Below are 18,327 nucleotides of genomic sequence, written 5' to 3'. Positions count from 1 at the left end.
GTCTGACCGGCAAGCACCCGGCCTTTGGCGATTTCATCGCGGCGGGGCTCGATCCGGCGCTGCGGATGGCGCTGCATGACTGGCTCGCGCAGCTCTGGCCCGCGCAGGCCGCGCATGACCATCGCCGCGCGGCCCCAGGGCTGCGCCTATCTCTGGACCGACCCCGCGCCCGGCCGCGCCGGGGCCGTTGCCGCGCTGACCGGCCTGCCCGATGCGGCGACGCTCGCCTGGTGTCTGGCCGGACCTGCAACCGACCCCTGTGCCGATCTTGCGGCCACAGCCCCCGAGCGGAGCCCTGACGATGCCCGAGACTGATCTTTTCCTGTTCGATTGCGGGGCCAGCAGCAACACCGGGCTAGTGCGCGCCCATAACGAGGACAGCTATCTCGTCCGCCCCGAACTGGGGCTTTGGGTCGTGGCCGACGGCATGGGCGGCCATGCGGCGGGCGATTTCGCCAGCCAGACCATTGTCGCCGATCTGGCCGAGGTCGGCGTGCCCGGCTCGCTCGACGATCTGCAGGCGCGGGTGTTCGCGCGGCTTGGCCAGTCGACGCAGGCGATCCGCGCCCGCGCGCGGCAGCTTGGCACCACCGTCGGCGCGACGCTCGTGGCGCTTTTGCTGCATGAGGATGGCTTTGCCTGTCTGTGGGCGGGCGACAGCCGCGCCTATCTTCTGCGCGCGGGCAAGCTCTTCCGGCTGACCGAGGATCACACCGAGGTGCAGGCGCTTCTGAATGCGGGTGCGATCACCCCCGACGAGGCCCGCTACTGGCCGCGCCGCAATGTCATCACCCGCGCCATCGGCGTCACCGACCTGCCCGAATGCGAACGCATGGGCGGCCCGCTCGAGCCGGGGGATCTGTTCCTGCTCTGCTCGGACGGGCTGACGGGCCTGGTCGAGGATGCCGAGATCGAGCGGATCGCCGCCGAGCCGGTGCCCGCGCAGGTGATCTGCGACGCGCTTGTGGCATTGACGCTGGACCGTGGCGCGCATGACAATGTGACGGTGGTGACGGTGCGGCTGCATCCCGCGCCTGCCCCCGTCTTCGACTGAGGCGAAGCATGACCGAAATCGAGACCCCGAAACCGAGCCTGCGCCCCGAGCAGAACCTCGTGGGCAAGGTGCTGAACAACAACTACCGCATCGAGCGCCTGATCGGTGCGGGCGGCATGGGCGAGGTCTACGAGGGCGAGCATCTGTTCACCGGCAACCGCGTCGCGATCAAGGCGGTGCTGCAGGCGCTCTCGCATGACGAAAAGGTGCTTGGCCTGTTCAAGCGCGAGGCGCGGATCCTGTTCAAACTCACCGACGAGGCGGTGGCGCGCTATCTCGACAGTTTTCACGAGCCGGTGGTGGATCGCTACTGTCTGGTGATGGATTTCATCGACGGCGCGCCGCTGTCGGAGCGGATGGTGATCGGCCAGCCGCTGTCCGAAGCCGAGGCGCGGCGGCTGATGCGGCGGATGGCGGTGGCGCTGGAGCGGGCGCATCGGCTGGAGATCGTGCACCGGGATCTTTCGCCCGACAACATCATGCTGGGCGGTGGCGATGTCGATCAGGCGGTGTTGATCGATTTCGGCATCGCGCGGGCGGCGACGATGGCGGAAAGCACGCTGCACGGCCAGTTTGCGGGCAAGTTCAAATATGTCTCGCCCGAGCAGCTGGGCCATTTCGGCGGCGAGGTCGGGCCGCGCACCGATATCTACGGGCTCGCGCTGCTGATTGCGGCGGGGCTGCGCGGCAAGGCGCTCGACATGGGCACCTCGATCGTCGAGGCGGTGAATGCCCGCCGCGCCATTCCCGCGCTCGAAGGCGTGCCGCCGGGGCTGGCGCCGCTTCTGGCGCATATGCTCGAACCCGATCCCGCGCATCGTCCGGCCGACATGGCGGCGGTGGTGCGGATGCTCGACGCGCCGCGGCTTGTGCCGCCGCTTTACGCGCCCTGGGCGGCGGCGGCTGGCGCGCCGGGCGATCGCACGGTGATTGCGGCGCCGCTCGGCATGGGCGCGGCGCCGGGCAGCCTGCCGCCCGGAACGATGAGCCAGAGCCTTCTGCAGACGGGCAGTTTTGCGGGGGCAAGCCAGCCGCCCGACGACTGGAACACCGGCGGCTTCCCGTCCGGCAGCTTTGCGACCGGAACCGGCGCCGCGGGCGATTTCCGCACCGGAGGCTTCGCGGCAAGCCAGCCGTCGATCTCGCAACCGCCGCTGTCGCAGCGCCCCGGCGCGATGCTCAGCCCCGGCACCTCGGGCTTCACCGGCCTGCCGCAGCCGTCCGGGCCGCCCGCGGCCCCGGCGCGTCAGGGCCGGGGGCTGCTTTGGGCCGGGCTTGCCACCGTGGCGCTCGCCGGTCTGGGCGGCGCTGGCTGGTATCTGACTTTGGGGCCGGGGGCGGGCGGTCCCGCGCCCGCACCGCCGCAGATCGCTTCCCCTGAGACGCCCCCCGCGGGAACGCCTGCCGCCGAGACACCTGCTGCCGCGCTGCCACCGCCCGACACCGCCACGCGCGAGGGGTTTCTGGCGGCCTTCCGCCCCGATGTGCCCTGCAGCGTCGCGATGCGGGTGACGGCGGGCGGCAACAGCGGCAAGCTTGCGGTTCTGGGCGATGCGCCGGGCAAACTGCCCGGTATCGCTGACGCCTATGGCAGCACCTTTGGTGCGACGCCCGCGGTGCTCGATCAGCGGGTGAGTGCCGAGCAATGCCCGGTTCTGGCGCTGATGCGCGCCTTGCAGGGCCGCGCGGTCGAGCCGCCGCTGGTCACGCTCGATGCCGATGTCGTGCCCTCGGGCGGCTCGGTGATCGCGCGCATTGCGGGGCTTGAAGGTCGAACGATCTGGCTTTTCCTTGTCTCGGGGACCGGGGCGGTCTTCGATCTGACCGAGCGGCTGGAGATGCAGCCCGACGGCTCGGCAGTGCTGGCGGTAGGGCTCAAATCCGACACCGGCAAGCCCGAGCCGCAGCTGATCGTGGCGCTTGCCTCGCCCGTGGCGCTCGTCAGCGCGGCGACGGCGGCGCCCGGGGTCGCGGCAAAGGATCTGATGCCCGCGGTTCTGGCCGAGATCGCCAGCCGCAAGCTCTCGGTGGGCGCGCGGGCGGCGGTGCTGACGCTGACGCCCTAGCGCAGATCGAAGGGCAGCACTGCAAGCGCCGTGCGCTTGTCGAGCTCCTTTTGCAGCGCCGGGAAGAACTCCTCGGCGCTGCGCCCGGCCATGTTCGTCACCGTCGCCAGCCGCGTCGGGCTGGCCAGCGCGATCAGCATCTGCGCGGTGTCGCGGGCATCGCCGTCGCGCGTCACCGGCACGTCGAATTCGGTCCGCCCGCCGGCAAACCGCAGGAAGCGGCGCAGATCCTGCACCACGCCATTGTCGTCGACCAGAAGCAGCGCGGTCTGCGTTCCGGGCGCCGCCCCCTCGATCGAGCCGATCAGCCGCCCGCCCGACAGCACCGCATCGCTGACGAGGCCGAGCGACAGGCCGAAAGCCGGGTATTCCGCGCGTGCGCGCAGGAAATTCACCGCCGCGCATTGCCGCGCATCGACCAGAACGGCGCGATTGGCGGGCGGCGGCCGATCGGGGGTCTCGGGGTCGGGCAGCACGGTCTTGGCGAAATCCACCATCGAGCGGTCGCGGTCGGAGAGCATCACCACCGCGGGCGCGCGGCCGTCGCCGAGCTGGGGCAGGGCGATCAGGCAGGAGGCGCCGAACTGCCCGCGCAGCCGCAGCGCGAGACGGCGCAAGGACGCCGCATCGGGCGTCAGCGGCGGCGGCGCGACGAGCGGCGGGGCGAGAGCGGCGGGCGCCGCGACGGGGGCAGGTTGTGCGGGCACAGGTTGTACGGGCGCAGGCTCCGGGTCTATCGGGGCGGCGGGCGGCGGTTCCGGCGCGGGCGCTTCGGCGGTCGGGCCGGGGGGGGACACATCGCCCAACCCGCCCGGACCCGCAGTCGCGGCCGCGCCTGGCGCGGCCAGAAGCGGGTTCTCGGTCGCCTCGGGCGGCGGCGCAGGCGCCTCTGCCACTGGCATGGGCTCTGGTGCTGGAACGGGCTCCGCCGTCGGCGGCTCGACCGCCGGGGGCTCGGGGGCCGGTTCGGCTTCGGGGGCGGGGTCCGGCGCCTGCTCCGGCTCCGGCGTCGGAACGGGCGCGGGCGGCTCGGGCGGTGTCGGCGCTGGCGCCGCTTCGGGCGGGGCCTCGGCGGCGGCAAGCTGGTCCTCGGTCAGGATCAGGCTCGCCACGGTGATCTCGGCCTGCGTCGTGGGCGCGGGCTGCGGCCAGCCGTGCCACGGGATCAGATCGAACCAGAGCGCCAGCCCGGTGCCGTGCAGCGCCAGCGACCCGGCGAAGGCAAGCCCCCACCAGCCGGGCACATCGCGGCGCAGAAGATCGCTCATGGCGCCCCCTTGCGCGCGCGCAGCGTGACCAGCCGCACCCGGACCCCGGCCAGCTCGGGCCGCGCCAGCACCCCGGTCAGCAGCGTCGCATCGGCATGGCGGTTGACCAGCACATGCAGCACCGGCGGCTGCGCCAGCTCGCCGATCGCCACGCCCAGAAGCTCCGGCGCCAGATCGCGGCCATCCAGCTGCCAGCCCCCCTCGGCGGTGATCACCAGCAGCGGCGAGGGCAGGGCATCGAGCGGCAGCTCCGAGGTCTCGGCCAGTTCGATCTCGGGATCGACCGGGTTCATCAGCCGCCCGGTGACCAGAAAGAAGAAGATCAACAGCAGCACGACGTTGACCACGGCGAAGGAAATATCCATCCGCACGCGCTTCTGGGGGCGGGGCAGCGGACGCATCAGCCGCCCTCCGCCGAGACGAGCTGCACCGCGCCGATGCCGCCCGCGCTGAGCGCTTCAAGCACGACGACCAGATCCTGCACGCTGGCGCCGCGCCGCACCAGCAACAGCACCTTCGGCGCCTGCTGCCGCTTCAGCCCGGCGACCATCAGCCCGAGCGCATCAAAGCCGAAGCGCTGGCCATTGGCGATCACCGCGCCGCTTTCGACCGTCCAGAGCGTGCCCGCCTCGGTGTCCGTGCCCGCGATCAGATCGGGCAGCGCCTGCACCATCGCCGCCCCGCTCGCCGGGGGCGGTCCCGCCCGCAGATCGAGCAGCGCATAGGTCGACATCGAGGCCGAGAGCATGAAGAAGATCAGCAGCTGCATCATCGCATCGGCGAGCGGCATCAGCGTGAAGGCATAGCGCCGTTCCGAAACGGGCAGCCTGCCTTTCATGCCGGAGGGATCGAGCATCGCGCCCTCCTCAGCGCATCGTGCCGGAGCGGCCAGCCTCGATCCGGCCGTGGATCGCGGCGGAAATCAGCATCTCCATGCTGATCCTTTCGCGCTCGATCCGGGCTTCGAGCCAGTTCGCGACGAAATAGGCCAGAAGCGCGATGGCAAGCCCGGTCGCGGTGGTGGTGAGCGAGGTCCAGATCCCCGCGGCCAGCTGCGCCGGATCGGCGGCTCCGCCCGCCTCGGAGAGCGTCGAAAACGCCTGGATCATGCCGACGACCGTGCCCAGAAGCCCGAGCATCGGCCCGGCCTGGATCACCATTTCCAGCACCCGCATCCGCGAGGTCATCGCGGCGAGCTCGATCAGCGCCGATTGGCGGCCCAGTTCCTCGGCATAGGCGGTGTCGCTCGGCCTTGCCCGCAGCGCCGAGAGCACCCCCTGCAGCACCCGCGCCAACACGCAATCGCGCAGCGCCGCCGAGCGCATCGCCTCCTCCGGGCGCCCGCCAAGCCAGGCGTCAAGGATCTCCTCGGCGCGTTTCAGACGGCCGACGCCAAGGCGCGCGAACTGGATGATCTTGAACAGCGCGACCGTGGTTCCGGCGAGCGACAGGAGGCCGAGGGCGATGAAGACCGAAATCGTGGTCAGGGTAGTGGCGGAGGTCATGGCGAAAGGGCTCCGGGGAAATCGGGCAGGAAAGACGACAAACGAACACCTTGCAGCCATGGATACCCTGCGGGTGGTCGGATGCAACCGTCTTGCGCCCGTTTGGCCCCGGCGGGGCGCTCTCAGCGATAGACGCCGGTCTTCCACGGGGTGAAGTCGGTGATCCTTGCGCGCTGCGCTGCCAGCTCTCGCGGCGTCTCGGCGGCGGGCGCCGCGGCCGCTGTCGGTTCCGCGGGCAGCGCATGGGGCGAGACATAGCCCGCCGGGGGGGCCGGGGGCGGCAGCGCGGGGGCCGGATCGCTGCTCGACAGGCGCAGGACGACGGGCGCCGCCGCTGCCGTGAGGGAGGCCGCGGTTTCCCCGGAAAAGTATTGCAGAACAGGCGCTTGCGGCGCGATCTTTGCAGCCCTCTTGGCGGGCGTGACAGGCGGGATCGGGCCGCTGACGGCGGGGGCACTGGCAAATCTGGCATGAGACGTCACCAGCCCTGCCGCGCCAGAGGCGCCCAGCGCGATGGCGGCCAGCATCAGGCTCACGGTCCGCAACATCTGTTTCGCCTTTCGCGATCCCTCAAGGTTGTGCAGAATTAACATCAAATCCCTTGTTTCTCAATCATTCGGGGCGGGCAGGGGGCAGGTGTTGCAGGTGTGCAGGATGGCCCGGATGGTCTTGCAAGGCAGGTTTTGCAAAGCGGGGGCGCTCGCCTTGGGCGTTGCGCTTTTGGCGGCGACGCCGGTTTGGGCGCAATTTCAGCTGTGCAATCAGATGCTTGATCTGGCGAATGTGGCGATCGGCCAGCCTGCGGGCGACAGCTTCGAGACCCGCGGCTGGTGGAAGATCTGTCCGAACCACTGCGCGACGCTGATCCGCAAGCCGATCGCGGCGCGGTTTCTGTACTTTTTCGCCACCGACATCTTCGGCAAGGAGCTGCTCTCCGGCACGGTGCCGATGTGCATCGCCCCCGACCGCTTCGTGATCGAGGGCGAATCGGATTGCGCCCTGCGCGGTCAGGTCGAGGCGCGGTTCATCGAGGTCGACACCGGAGACACGGCCGACTGGACCCTGTTCCTGCGCGCGCAACCATGAGCGCGGGCGCCCGGTTTGGTTGTGGTCGATGCGGGCAATCTGCCCTAGGATGCGGGGCGAGCGGAGTTTCGGGGCGGTGTCGCCGATGGGTCTTTCGTCTGGTCTGATGGCGGGGCTGTGCGGTCTCGGGGCGGCCCTTGGCCTGCCCGCCGCGGTGTCGGCGCAGCCGCCGCTCGCCTATGTCCTTGTCACGACGAAATCGGCGGGCGGCGATCTGGCCGCGCCGCGCGCCGACGGGATGGCGGTCTCGCGCGCGATGATCTCGGCCGGGGTCGAGACGATCCGGCGCGAGAATGCCGATCCGGCCAACTTCGCCTTTGGCGCGGTGGCGCCGGTGACCTTTCTCTATTTCTCCGGTCCGACGCGGGTCGAGGCGGGCGAGACCTGGCTTCTGGCGCCCGAGGCGCGTGCGGGCGGCACCGGTCGGCCCGAGGGCTGGCCGCTTTACGCGACGATTGCGGCGCTGAAGGCGCGCGGTGCGCTGCAGGTGGTGGCGGTGGTGCAGGGCTGCCACACGCCCGGCGCGGGGGTGAGCGCGCCACCGCCGCCGCCCGTTGCCGCCGCGCCTGTAGCGCCTGCTGTGGCTGCGCCGCCTCCGCCCGATCCGCTCGACGAAACGCTGGTTCTGCTTTCGCCCGATCCCGCGCAGGGCTGCCCCGCGACGGCGCCCGCGCGGGATCGGACCACGGCGCGGTTTCTGACCGCGCTTGGCAGCGGCGGCGCGGATCTGGGTGCGGCGCTGGCCGAAACCCCGGGCGCGGGCTTCATCGAGACGCGGCTGCGCCACCGTCTGCCCGCGCCGGTGCCGCAGACCGGCACCGACCGGCTGCGCTCGGCAAGCGAGGCGGCGGCGCTTTTGCGCAGCCTGCCGCCCGCCGAGGCGGCGCGTCTTGCCGGGCTTTGGCAGAAACTGGGCAGCGGCCCGGCGGGCGCGGGCACCGTGCTGATCGATCCGGGCCAGATCCCGGACGCGCCGCAAAGTCCCGTGGCCCCGAAGCCGCTGCGCGCGGTCGAGGCGGGCGGGCTGCGTCTGGTCGAGGTCTCGGCCCGGGTGCTTCTGGCGGCGCGACCGACCGCGGCGGGGCTGCCGCGGCCCTCGGTCATCGTCGGCGAGATCGCCCCCACGCCCGCCGCCTTCACCCCCGAGGCCGCCCCGACTGCGCCCGAGACCGCTGCCGCCGCGCCGCTTTACGGCATGGCCGCGCGCGAACGTGCCGCGCTGCGGGCCGAGGATGCCGCGCGATTTGCCACCCTTGTCGAAAGCGGCGCCTTCGACCCGCCGCTTGCGGGCATCGCCGCTGCGGTGCAGACAGAATTGCAGCGGATGGGCTGCTATGGCGGGCAGATCGACGGCAGCTGGGGCGCTGGCTCGCGCGCCGCGGTCGATCGCTATTACGTCGCGCGCCAGACCGCCGCCCCCAGCCGCGAGGCGACGCTGGTGCTCTATCGCGACATCCTTGCCGCGGCGGATCTGACCTGTCCGGCCGCGGCGCGGCAGACCCCCGCGGCGCCGCGCACCGCCGCGACGACGACGCCCCGGCGCACCCCTACGACGACCGCCCCGGCCCGCACCGCGCCCGCGGCCCGCACCGCGCCCGCGGCCCGCACCGCGCCCGCGGCGCGCACGGCGCCCGCGGGCGGCATCGACGCGGGGGCGCTTGGCCGCGGCGTGATGCGGTAGCGCGATGTTCGAGATCGACCCCAGCTTTCACGCCGCCCGCCGCAAGGCCCGCGCCCGGGCGCGTCGCCCCCTGACGCAGCGGCTGGCGCTGTTCGGGGGGCTGCCGGGGGCGGTCGGGCTTGGCCTTGCTGCGGTTTTCCTGATCTGCCGGGGCTTGCGACGCAGGCGCGGCAGGCGCTTTTCGGTCCGGGCGGCGATGAGCTGCAGCTTGTTCAGGTCGACAGCAGCGCGGCCGTGGCGCCGGGGGTGCTTTCGATCACCCGTTTCGGCCTGCCGCGGCCCGATCGGTTCACCCTGATCGAGGATGATCTGGTGCCGACCGAGCGGCGGCTGATGACCGAATTGCCCTCGAGCCGCGAGGATTTCGCGCTGTTTCTGGCGCAGCGCGATGCGGCCGAGGCGGGGCAGGCGGGTCCCGCGGCGATCGATGCGGCCGAGCGTGCGAAACTCGAGGCGATCGAGGACAGGGTCGATCTCGGCGGTCCCGAGGATGTCTATGGCGCCGCCCTGCCAGCGCTGGAGAGGGTTCCCGACATTCTGGCCCCGCCGCGCGCCGCCGTGCCCGATATCCTTGCCGATCCGGGCGCGCTGACGGCCGCTGCGGCGGCGGCGCCCACGGCGACCTCGGTCGCGATCGTGCGCCCCGAGGCCGCGCGGCGCGCGCCCTTCGAGGACGCGGTGATCCTTGCCGAAGTGGCGCGGCCGCTGGCGCAGGTTCTGGCCGACCGCTGGGTGCGCGAGGATCTGCCCGCGCTGGCGCAAAGCGGCCCCGCCCCCGGGGCGGAGGCGCCTGTGGCCGGAACCGCCTCGGGCTATCGGCTCCTTGATGCGGTCTATTCCGCCGCGATCCGCGACGGCGCCTCGGCGCAGATGGCGGGGGAATTGGTGGCGGTGCTGGCGAAACGCCCCGATCTCGACCGCCCGGCCGAGGGGGGCGAACGCGTCCGTCTGGCCTTTGCCCGCCGTCCCGGGTCGGGGGGGACGGTGGCGGGGCAGTGGCTTTATGTCGGTGTCGCGTCGGCCGGCGGCGGCGGGCCGGGGCTCGCCTGCTACATCCTGCCCGATCGGGCGGGCGGTTTTGTCTGCCGCAGCCCGGGCGGCGGCGGCGGCGGCGGGGCGCCGCAAGGCGGCGGGCAATTCGTGCAGCCGGTCGCGGGCATCATCGCCGACCGTTTCGGGCCGCGGCTGCATCCGATCCTGATGATGGGCGATTATCATCCTGATTTCGTAGCGAAAATGAGCCGGGCCGAGCTGCTGGCGCTGCGCGGCGATCCGACGCTCGCGACCGAGATGGTGAAGCGTCTCGCGCAGGAGAACGAGACCTGTTTGCGCGCGCGCGGCCATGCGGTGACCTCGGGGTGGCTGTATCTGGCGCATTTCCTTGGCCCGGAGGGGGCGCATCGCGTGCGTGCGGCCGAGGATGGCGCCGCGGTCGTGGCGGTGATGGGCGAGGGGGTGGTGGCCGCGAACCCGTTTCTGCGCAGCTACACCGTCGCCGATCTGAAGGCCTGGGCCACGCGCAAGATGGACGGCCCGGGCGCGGTCGCGCCCGTGACCGTCGTGCCCGACCCGCCCGAAGTGAAGGCCTTCATCGCGCTCGCCGATCAGGTGCTGGAGGCGCTGGGGGGCGCGGTCAGACCAGCCCCTCGCACTCTTTGAACATGGCCAGCGCCTCGGTCAACTGCTGGCCGAGTGTCTTCAGCCCGCACACATAATTGCTTTCCAGATCGAAGCTGCGCATCGTCAGATCGTCAGCGTCCTTGACATAGGCATCCTGGGCCGAGCGCAGGTTGAACCCGTAACTCGCCGCCGCCTTCACCACGCTCAGACCCGTGCCCACCTTGTCGAGGACGGGCATCTGCACCCCCGCCTTGGCCAGTTCGACCATGGAAATGGCGCTGTCCATCATCATGTCGGTGCTGGTCTTCAGCGCTTCGCGTTGGCGCAGGGCGCTGTCGGTTTCCGAACTGCCCCGCACGAGGCTGACGATCCCCGAGCCCAGTTGCGCCTTGCCGACGGCATAGGCCGGCAGGGCCGTCTTGGTCGGCACCAGCCCGACCGCGGTGTCGAAACTGCGCTGCGCGATGGTGGCGGCGTCGCCCTGACCATAGGCCCTCTCGGCCACCGATTGCGAGGTGGTGATGGCGGCGCTGCCAAGCTTGGCCGTCCATTTGCCGGTCTTGCCCGGAACAAGCGCCGCCGCCATGTCCAGAAACGCAACGCAGTGTCCCGGATGATCGTGGCGACGAACAGCCCGGTGTTGAGCGACTTCTGAGTTCGGATCGCGGATCGCATTTCCGCGGTGTAGTCTTCCAAAGCCTTGATCTGGTTCTGGATATTCGTGATCTTCTGCGACAGGTCGACACAGCTTTGCGGCGTCAATGTGCCCGTCTTCTTGTAGCTCCGGTCCAGCGCGGGAATGCTCGAGGACATGGGCATAGACCATCCGGTCGTCGGGGTGGGTGGCGGCAAGCCGGTCCATCTCGGCCATCATCTCGCTGCGCAGGGTATCGGTGTCGATCGCCTCGCCGGGGTCAGCCGTCGCCTTGCGAAAGGAGACGATGCGCTCGACCATCTCCTTTTCCGTCGCATGCATGGCTTCCAGCGCGGCGAGTGTCTCGGTCAGTTTCGCCTTTTCCGCCTCGGCCTCGGCGCGGCGGTCCTCGTTCGCCTCGCCCAGATCGCGTTCCGAAAGCTTGCCCGCGATCTCGGCTTCCAGCGCGGCAATCGCGACGCGCAGATCGGCGATGCGGGCGGGGATGGTGGCCTGACTGACCGCCACCCGGGCGCAGGCGGTATCGAGCCATCCATCGGCCGCATCGCCTCTTCTTCCGAGCTGGCCCAGAGACGGCGGCTTTCCTTGCCCAGCACCTCGGGCGACAGCGTCGCAAGCTGCGGCGCGGCGGCCAGAACCTCGCATTTCAGATGCGTGTCGTTCAGCGCGGCCAGCAGCATGTGGCCGGTGCGGATCTGCACCTCGCCAAAAAAGAGCGTCGCGTAAGTCCAGCCGTGGTTCAGCAAATCCGCCAGCCGGTCGGAAATGCCGGTGGTCTCGGTGATGTTCTTTTGCAGCCGCGCCATCGCCTGATCGAGCGATTTGAGCACCGCACCGCGGTCGATGCCGCTTTCGCGCAGTGTCACGGCGATGTCGGCATTCTGGTTCGAGAGCGCGTGAAACAGCCAGTGCACCACCTCGACCTGACGGTTTTGCTCGCCGCGCGCGTGGCGCATCGCCTGCAGGAAGGCGTCATAGCCCGCGCGGTTCATCTTGCGGGCGTATTTCTCGATGGTGATTTCGGTCATGGCAGCCTCAAACGGCAACGGCGGGGGCGAGCGCCGCCATCCAGCCCAGCTCCGCGCTTTGGCCAAGGCGGGCAGGCGGGATCGCATGGGCGGGCAGCGACAGGCTGAGCGTGACGGCGACGCGGTCGCGCAGAGACCAGAACACCAGATCGGTCAGCCGCCGATGTGCGGTGCCGCCCGGCAGGTAGGCGCGATAGGCGGCAAGGGTTTTCACCCGCACCGAAAGGGTGATGCGGTCGTTCACCGTGCGGATGCGCGCGCCCAGACGGTTGCGGTCCTCGGGTTCGATGTCGATCCACGAGGGGCAATGCTCGATCACCTCGACCGGATCGCCCAGAAGCCGCTTGAGGATCTGCCGCAGCCGCACGGGAGAGCGGTCGCGGCCATAGGCGAGCCCCGCCACATGCACCCGCGCCGCATCGGGCAGGCTGTCACGGCCAGCCATCGCGGGGGTGCCAAAGCCCAGAAGCGCGGCCAGAAATCCCGCGAAGCGGTCCTCCTCGGGGCGGTCGTGCTGGCTGATCGCATGGGCCTCGGGACCGCCGCGGCCATCAAGGCCAAAGGCGCCAAGCGCCAGATAGGAGATCAGCCGCCAGTTCAGATCACCCTGCATCGCCCGGTGCGGCCCGCCCGGATCAAGCGCGGCGAGCGGCTCGCGCGGGGGGGGGGCGGTCAGGCAGGCAAAGCGGAGGGTGACATCCTCGCCCAGATGGAAATCGTCGCGGCTTTCGCCGATCGGCAGATATTCCGGCAAATGCCGGTTCGAGCACAAGGCCCGGACCGAGAGCCGCTGCACCGCCTCGGCCTCGTCGGGGCTGGGCGGCTCATGCAGCGCGATGAAGGTTTCGGTGCCCAGATAGCGGGCGCGGCGGCCAAAGCGGAGCTCCTCCTCGGTCAGGCGGTGCTCGCGGCGGCGGAGTAAAGCGCCTGCCGCGGGTTCGCATCGGCCTCGGGCAGGCCGTAAAGCGGCGTCACGCGCTGGCGCGCGGTGCGGCCCGGAGAATGCGCGAAGACATCGGTGATGCGGATGATTTCGTAATGCTTCGAAGGGCTTGAGTCGGGGGTGACGATATGGTCGGCCTGCCTGCGGTCGGGGCGGACATGGCTTGCGCCCTCTTCGAAAAGGTTGATCGCCGGGGCGGCATGCAGCACCGCCGCCTGCGGGCCGAGCCGCGCCGCCAGAACCGGCTGCACGCGGTCGAATTCGATGATCAGCTGCACCCGCTCGGCGGTGACGCGGGGCAATGCGCTCGATCTCGAGCGGCCAAAGCTCGATCGCGGCGCCCAGACGAAAGCGGCAGGCGACGCGGGTTTCGGCATCCAGAAGCCGGGCGTCGATCGCACTGCCCGCCGCGATGCGCTTGCCGGTCTCGAGCTTGTCGGGCTCGGGCCCATGCGCCTGCACCATCATCATCGCGGGCAGCGGCTCCAGCAGGCCGGGCAGGAACTGCTCGAGCAACTCATCGGTGAAGCCGCGAAATTCCTCGCGTTGCTTCAGCTGCGCGCGGGCGGCCAGAAACGCCGTGCCCTCCAGAAGCCCGGCGATGCCGGGATCGGCATTGTCGCGCAGCACGCCGTCCAGACGCTCGGCAATGCCATGATATTTCGCGGAAAATTCCGCCGCGCGTTCATAAAGCAGCGCCAGTTCCTCGTTATAGGCGTCGCGGAAAGCCTTTCTCATCGCTCCCCCTCAGTCCCTTTCGGCAGGCCGCGCATCCGCATCTTGCCCGCGCCGACGTCGATTTCGGCGGTGAATCCCACCGGCACATCGGCGGGCCAGGCGCGGATTTCCGCCTCGATCCGGTAGGTCAGCTTTTCGGTCCGGCTTTCGTCCCGATCGCCAAGCGTCACCGTCAGCGTCTGCGGATCAAGCCGCGGCTCGCGCTCGATCAGGGTCTGCCGGATCTGCTCGGCAATCGCGAGTTCGGCCCGGCGCGAGCGCGAGATCGCAGTCAGGTCCAGAAAGCCGTGGTTCACCACCGAGCGGCGCGCATGGGGCTGATCGGTCAGATCCACCACCGCATCCAGCCGGATCGTGTTCATCAGCGCGGCCAGATCGATGCCGAGACGGCGGCGCAGCTCTTCAGGCGCCACCCCCTCGCGGTGCAGTTTCACAACGGGGGGCGTCGTCGCCTCGGCGCTGTCGCCCCTCGGACCGAGGGCCGACAGGCGCGAGGTCGCGGTCTCGGCGCAAAGCCGGAAGACATGCATGAGCGACATCTGGCGACGGGCGCGGTCGCGCTGCGCGCCCCCGGTCTGGGTGGCGCGTCCCGGCCCCGCAGCGGAAGAAACGGGCTGTCGCATGGCGGACGTCCGGTTCGGCAAGAGAGAAGGGCAGGGACGCGGCATCGCCGACGCCGCATCCGATCAGGCCGCGCCTGCGCGCCGGTGACGGCTCAGGGCGACCATTCCTCGTTCGCGGCGATATCCCAGCCCGAGGTGCAGCGCTTGATCAGGTCGTTCGAGGCCAGATCGACATATTTCGTCAGCATGATGTCCGACACGTTGACCTTGCCGCCGCCCCCGACATGGGTCGTTCCCGACTGCGTCAGCCCCCAGGACCACGCCAGCACGTCGATGTTGTCCTTGTAGGTCGTGTCTTGCGACTCGCCCTTGATATTATTGGAAAGTTTCAGAAAGATATCCACAGACACGGCAAGCTCCTTTGAGGAGGAAACAGTCTCGAACGGTCACTGCTGACGCTTATTTGGTGTTGGGAAGTTTGGACACGAGGCTCCTGCCGATATCCGTACCCTCCAGTTGGAAATGCGGTTTCAGGAAGAACCGGCCCATGTAATAGCCGGGGTTTTCTTCGTCTTCGAGCACCTCGACCTTGGCGCCGGCCAAGGGTTTCTTGGCCTTCTCGGCCTCGGTGGCGGTGTCGGGGTTGCCCGAGACGTAGCGGTTGATCCAGCTTTGCAGATCGGTCTGCAACTGCACCCGGGTCTGGCTAAGGCCAGGCCGGGCGCGACATCGGCCATGAACGTGTCGAGCCTCGTCCCCGTCACATCGCGGAACTCGCGCGCCTCGATCTCGGGTTTTTCGACCTTCGCGGCATTGCCCGACAGGTCCGACATGATGCCCATGACAAAGGGCAACTCGACCAGCTTTTCGCTGTCATAGGGGTCTTCGTAGGAAATCTGCACCCGCGGAGGGCGGTTGCGCTTGAGAAAATCGGTAGCCTTTTCGGATGCCTATCGAAACTCCGTGACCTGATCTGATGAAGCGCATGGGTTGAGTGAAAGTCAACGGCCTTTAAGGATGGTTACCCATTCACAAGCTTGAATTTAAAGGGCTTTCGTCGTCATTTCTGACGGTTGGGCAACAGCTCTGCGACGAGTGTTTCGAAATCCCGGTCGAGCGACACGCGCGCCCGCGCCAGCAGCACCGGGATCGGGCTTGTCGGCTCGTTGCGGCGGTACCAGGCCTCGATCGCGCGCATCTGCGCGGCCATGTCGGCGCGCTCGCGCAGGATGGGGGCGGGCGGCGGCGGCGGCCCCGGCGCCTCGACCAGCGACTTGCCGACCAGAAGCCGCGCCTGCGTGACCAGAAGCAGCGCCACCGAAGAGGGGTCCGTCTGCGCCAGATGCCGTTCGAGCGCGTCGAGCACGATGCGAAGCTGCGCGGCCGGGCAGGGCAGGATGGGCGGTTTCGGGAAAGGCGGTCAGAACGGTGACGACGCCCTCGAGCGCCTCGGCAAAGCCCCCGGGACGCCCGGCAAGGATCTCGAACCGGGCCAGCAGCGAGAGCAGGCGCAGATCGCGGCTGCGTTTGAGCCGCGCGGTGATCGTCGCGGTCTCGCGGTGGATGTCGATCGAGCCGGGCTTGAAGACGTTCGGCAGCAGGTAGCGTTCGGGCAGGGCGGCTTCGGCGGCGAAGTGATAGCCGAGGAAATCCGGATCGGCGGTCTGTTCAAGATCGGGGCCGCAGGGGGCCTCGCCGGAAACGGCTTCGGACAACAAGTCGATGGCCATGACGACCCCCGGACGCTTCAAAGCAGCCCGCCCTGCGGCGGTTCAAAACGCCCCGGGCGTCGCCCGTTTCCGCTTCGGGGTCAAGTCTGCGGATGCGGCGACAAGCCGATCGCCTGCGTGGTGATGCTGTCCATGTAGGCGGCGGCGAAATGCGCGAGGAAGGCGTCGAGAATGCCGTTTTCATGCGGCGCGGTCTTGCCGTCCCAGCGCTCGATGTAAAGCTCCCAGGCCTGCGCCTTGCGCGAGCCGCCCAGAAGCCCGCCCGCCGCCGCGGCCTCGATCTCCTCGGGCGCGAGATCGCCCAGAAGCTGCTGCAGCGCCGGTTGCAGCGCGGCAAAGAGCGCGACCTGATGGCGGCGCAGATCGATCAGCGCTTCGGCGAGCGCCTCGGGGCCCTGCAGGAAGCCCGCCCGCGGGCGCAGGAACATCGCCTCCATCGCCTGTTCGACATCGGGCATGAATTTCAACGGGTTGTTGTGATCGGCCTGGCGCATGGTGCGATCGCCGCCGCGGGTGAACTGCTTGGCGGCGGCGCGCAGTTGCAGTTGCGTCATCACCTCCGAGGCGACGGCGCGCAGGCTGCGGCCCAGCATGGCGGCCAGAACCTCGGGATCAGCGGTGCCGAAATGTGCGGGGTCAAGACCGGCACCGGTGCAGAAGGCCTGCAGGAAGGACGCCCCGGCCAGCGGCCCGGCCAGAGGTGCCGCCGCAGGCTGCTGCGGCGCGAGCGCGGCCGTGGGCGGCAGGACGGCGGCGGCGGCCACAGCCGGCACGGGCGGAAGCGGCGGCGCTTGCAGCTGCGGTTGCGGCAGCGAGGGTGGCACGGGCTGCGGCGGGACGGGGGCTGCCGGGGGCAGCGGGTTGGCGATGAAATCCTCGGCGAAATCGCCGGGCGGGCCGGGCAGACGGCCGGGGGGCGGCGCGAAAGCGGGTGGGGCAAAGGCCGGTTGCGCCGGGAAAGACGGCGGCGGGGTCAGGGGTTGGGCCACGGGCGGGGCCGGGGCCGGCATCGGCGCAAAGGCCCCCCAGTCGGGGCTTTGGTGCACCGGCTCCTCAAGCTGTGCCACGATCAGGTAGTGGCCGACCTGAAACCGGTCGAGATGGCGCAGCCGCCACGGCTGGTCGAGCCGGTAGCGGCTGCCCTGCAGGAAGGTGCCATTGGTCGAGCGGTCGGTCAGCCACCAGCCACCCTCGGCATAGGTGATGTCGAAATGATGGCCCGAGATCAGCCGCGTCGGATCGGGCAACACCCAGTGCATCGTCGTCGCCCGCCCGACCTGACAACCCTGCTCGCCGACGACGATCCGCAGCGGCCCGCCATCGGGCAGACGGTCGACATTCTCGATCTGAAGCACCAGCGGCATGGTCCGATCCTCGCCTCTTCCGGGTATTTTCCTAGACCCTGCAGAGCGTTTCCGCCAGTCCGATGAACCGCGCCAGCAGCACCGAACGACGCGACAGATCGGCCCGCGCGAGGCACGAGAGCACCGCGGCATTGATCGAGCGCGGCGCGCGGTAAAGCGGCGCGGGCATTGGATCATTCGGCGCGACGGGGCCGCCCGACCAGCCCACCGCCAGCGCCAGCATCACCGAGGGCGAGCGGAACGGCGCAAACAGCGCCTCGCGCATCAGCAGAAAGCGGCGGTCCTGCGTCGGGCCCGTGGTCCAGGCGGCGATGTTTTCCAGAAATGGCCGGTCGCGCGGCTCGATCTGCTCGGGCAGGAGCCGCAGGCATTCATAGCCCCACCAGATTGCGATCTGCGGCAGCACCGCGAAACTGGTGAAGGTCACCGCCTCTTCGGGCGTGGTCGAGGCGCGCAGCCGCCACAGGAAATCGAGCGTCGTTTCCGCGTCATGCGGGCGCAGCTGCACGATGTCGGCGATCTGCGGAATGGCCTTGAACAGCTCGGTCGGCAGGGCGTGGCGCAGCACCGAAACCGGCGGATGCGTCTTGTCCGTCTCGCCCTCCCGAGACCCGGGAGATGGTGCGAAGGGAAAAGGATCGGATCCTGTATCGGGCATGGAAAGCCATGAAATGAACGCGGCAAGGCGACAAGTCCGAAAACGCTAGCACAGCTTTTGCGGGTCGTCATGCGGTTTGTCGCGCCTGCAGGGCGAGCGGCGGGCGCGCCGCAAGGACGGCGCCGATCGGCCGAAAACCGGGCTTGCGGCGGCCGATTTGTGCTGCTTGCATGGGGTATTTTGATACCTATTTTATAACCCATTGAAATAGCTTGTGATAATTCTGCTGTGGGTGCTTGATTTGTTTTTGGAAAGCGCGGATAAGCCCGCATCCAGTTTCCCAACCCTTCAAAGGGCGATCGACAATGAAAACCTATACCGCGAAACCGGCGGAGATCGAGAAGAAGTGGATCCTGATCGATGCCGAA

Annotated in this window: 18 protein-coding genes and 4 pseudogenes; 6 read left to right on the top strand and 16 right to left on the bottom strand. The window is 69.6% G+C overall.

Annotated features, from left to right (window positions below):
- The first annotated feature begins 114 nt into the window (after positions 1-114).
- Genes C8J30_RS09385 through C8J30_RS09375 form a run of 3 tightly spaced genes read left to right on the top strand, consistent with a single transcriptional unit; the run spans position 115 to position 3,120 of the window.
- Positions 115-315, top strand: coding sequence for a hypothetical protein (locus C8J30_RS09385; RefSeq protein ID WP_110805593.1), 201 nt, complete (start codon positions 115-117; stop codon positions 313-315).
- A complete protein-coding gene (locus C8J30_RS09380) occupies positions 302-1,054 on the top strand; it encodes a PP2C family protein-serine/threonine phosphatase (protein WP_110805592.1) in 753 nt (250 codons plus the stop codon). The genes C8J30_RS09385 and C8J30_RS09380 overlap by 14 nt, the downstream gene beginning before the upstream one ends.
- 8 nt (positions 1,055-1,062) lie before the next feature.
- Positions 1,063-3,120, top strand: coding sequence for a serine/threonine-protein kinase (locus C8J30_RS09375; RefSeq protein WP_110805591.1), 2,058 nt, complete (start codon positions 1,063-1,065; stop codon positions 3,118-3,120).
- Here C8J30_RS09375 and C8J30_RS09370 read toward each other — a convergent pair.
- The 5 genes from C8J30_RS09370 to C8J30_RS18590 all read right to left on the bottom strand — a co-directional run bounded on the left by C8J30_RS09370 (position 3,117) and on the right by C8J30_RS18590 (position 6,441).
- Positions 3,117-4,388: a hypothetical protein gene (locus C8J30_RS09370; protein WP_110805590.1), complete on the bottom strand. Its 1,272-nt coding sequence runs from the start codon at positions 4,386-4,388 to the stop codon at positions 3,117-3,119. The genes C8J30_RS09375 and C8J30_RS09370 overlap by 4 nt on opposite strands.
- Entirely contained in the window at positions 4,385-4,789 is a 405-nt protein-coding gene (locus tag C8J30_RS09365) for an ExbD/TolR family protein (protein WP_110805589.1), read from the bottom strand. Before C8J30_RS09365 ends, C8J30_RS09370 begins: the two co-directional genes overlap by 4 nt.
- Positions 4,789-5,244 carry an ExbD/TolR family protein gene (locus C8J30_RS09360; protein WP_110805588.1) on the bottom strand — a complete coding sequence of 152 codons (456 nt, stop codon included), beginning with the start codon at positions 5,242-5,244 and terminating at the stop codon, positions 4,789-4,791. Before C8J30_RS09360 ends, C8J30_RS09365 begins: the two co-directional genes overlap by 1 nt.
- A 10-nt stretch (positions 5,245-5,254) precedes the next feature.
- Positions 5,255-5,893 carry a MotA/TolQ/ExbB proton channel family protein gene (locus C8J30_RS09355; protein WP_110805587.1) on the bottom strand — a complete coding sequence of 213 codons (639 nt, stop codon included), beginning with the start codon at positions 5,891-5,893 and terminating at the stop codon, positions 5,255-5,257.
- A gap of 122 nt (positions 5,894-6,015) precedes the next feature.
- On the bottom strand, positions 6,016-6,441 hold the full coding sequence (locus C8J30_RS18590; protein ID WP_181420831.1) for a hypothetical protein: 426 nt from the start codon (positions 6,439-6,441) through the stop codon (positions 6,016-6,018).
- Positions 6,442-6,547: 106 nt separating this feature from the next.
- On the opposite strand from C8J30_RS18590, the gene C8J30_RS09345 reads away from it, so the two are divergent.
- The 3 genes from C8J30_RS09345 (at position 6,548) to C8J30_RS09335 (ending at position 10,319) form a co-directional block, all read left to right on the top strand.
- The gene (locus C8J30_RS09345) at positions 6,548-6,979 is read left to right on the top strand and encodes a DUF1036 domain-containing protein (RefSeq protein ID WP_245909749.1); all 432 of its coding nucleotides are present in this window, start codon (positions 6,548-6,550) and stop codon (positions 6,977-6,979) included.
- An 85-nt stretch (positions 6,980-7,064) separates the two neighbouring features.
- The gene (locus C8J30_RS09340; protein WP_146227886.1) at positions 7,065-8,660 is read left to right on the top strand and encodes a hypothetical protein; all 1,596 of its coding nucleotides are present in this window, start codon (positions 7,065-7,067) and stop codon (positions 8,658-8,660) included.
- Positions 8,661-8,894: 234 nt separating this feature from the next.
- Complete coding sequence (locus C8J30_RS09335) at positions 8,895-10,319, top strand: hypothetical protein (RefSeq protein WP_110805584.1); 1,425 nt, start codon at positions 8,895-8,897, stop codon at positions 10,317-10,319.
- Here the strand turns inward: C8J30_RS09335 and C8J30_RS19380 are convergent.
- From C8J30_RS19380 to C8J30_RS09290, 11 genes and pseudogenes are all read right to left on the bottom strand, one after another.
- Positions 10,294-11,442, bottom strand: a complete 1,149-nt coding sequence (locus tag C8J30_RS19380; RefSeq protein ID WP_394341924.1) for a hypothetical protein — start codon at positions 11,440-11,442, stop codon at positions 10,294-10,296. The genes C8J30_RS09335 and C8J30_RS19380 overlap by 26 nt on opposite strands.
- Positions 11,443-11,970: 528 nt before the next feature.
- A pseudogene (locus C8J30_RS19375) lies at positions 11,971-13,283 on the bottom strand (type VI secretion system baseplate subunit TssF).
- Positions 13,275-13,644 (bottom strand): annotated as a pseudogene (locus C8J30_RS19370) (type VI secretion system baseplate subunit TssF); the annotation flags it as partial. The pseudogenes C8J30_RS19375 and C8J30_RS19370, both read right to left, overlap by 9 nt.
- Positions 13,641-14,267 carry a type VI secretion system baseplate subunit TssE gene (locus C8J30_RS09320; protein ID WP_181420829.1) on the bottom strand — a complete coding sequence of 209 codons (627 nt, stop codon included), beginning with the start codon at positions 14,265-14,267 and terminating at the stop codon, positions 13,641-13,643. The pseudogene C8J30_RS19370 and the gene C8J30_RS09320, both read right to left, overlap by 4 nt.
- A gap of 92 nt (positions 14,268-14,359) precedes the next feature.
- Positions 14,360-14,617, bottom strand: coding sequence for a type VI secretion system tube protein Hcp (locus tag C8J30_RS09315; RefSeq protein ID WP_110805580.1), 258 nt, complete (start codon positions 14,615-14,617; stop codon positions 14,360-14,362).
- A 49-nt stretch (positions 14,618-14,666) separates the two neighbouring features.
- Positions 14,667-14,903, bottom strand: coding sequence for a hypothetical protein (locus C8J30_RS09310; RefSeq protein WP_245909748.1), 237 nt, complete (start codon positions 14,901-14,903; stop codon positions 14,667-14,669).
- A gap of 71 nt (positions 14,904-14,974) precedes the next feature.
- Positions 14,975-15,109: pseudogene (locus C8J30_RS09305) on the bottom strand (type VI secretion system contractile sheath small subunit); the annotation flags it as partial.
- A 158-nt stretch (positions 15,110-15,267) separates the two neighbouring features.
- Positions 15,268-15,573 carry a hypothetical protein gene (locus C8J30_RS19030; RefSeq protein ID WP_245909747.1) on the bottom strand — a complete coding sequence of 102 codons (306 nt, stop codon included), beginning with the start codon at positions 15,571-15,573 and terminating at the stop codon, positions 15,268-15,270.
- Positions 15,574-15,622: 49 nt separating this feature from the next.
- A pseudogene (locus C8J30_RS19365) lies at positions 15,623-15,937 on the bottom strand (type VI secretion system ImpA family N-terminal domain-containing protein); the annotation flags it as partial.
- Positions 15,938-16,017: 80 nt separating this feature from the next.
- Positions 16,018-17,301 carry a type VI secretion system-associated FHA domain protein TagH gene (gene tagH / locus C8J30_RS09295; RefSeq protein ID WP_181420828.1) on the bottom strand — a complete coding sequence of 428 codons (1,284 nt, stop codon included), beginning with the start codon at positions 17,299-17,301 and terminating at the stop codon, positions 16,018-16,020.
- 31 nt (positions 17,302-17,332) lie between these two features.
- Positions 17,333-17,869 (bottom strand): DUF6931 family protein, encoded by a 537-nt coding sequence (locus C8J30_RS09290; RefSeq protein WP_110805577.1) that lies wholly within the window; start codon positions 17,867-17,869, stop codon positions 17,333-17,335.
- Positions 17,870-18,327: the final 458 nt, after the last annotated feature.

Source organism: Rhodobacter viridis (genome assembly GCF_003217355.1).
Classification (GTDB): Bacteria; Pseudomonadota; Alphaproteobacteria; order Rhodobacterales; family Rhodobacteraceae; genus Rhodobacter; species Rhodobacter viridis.
This window is presented reverse-complemented; position numbering and strand designations above follow the sequence as displayed.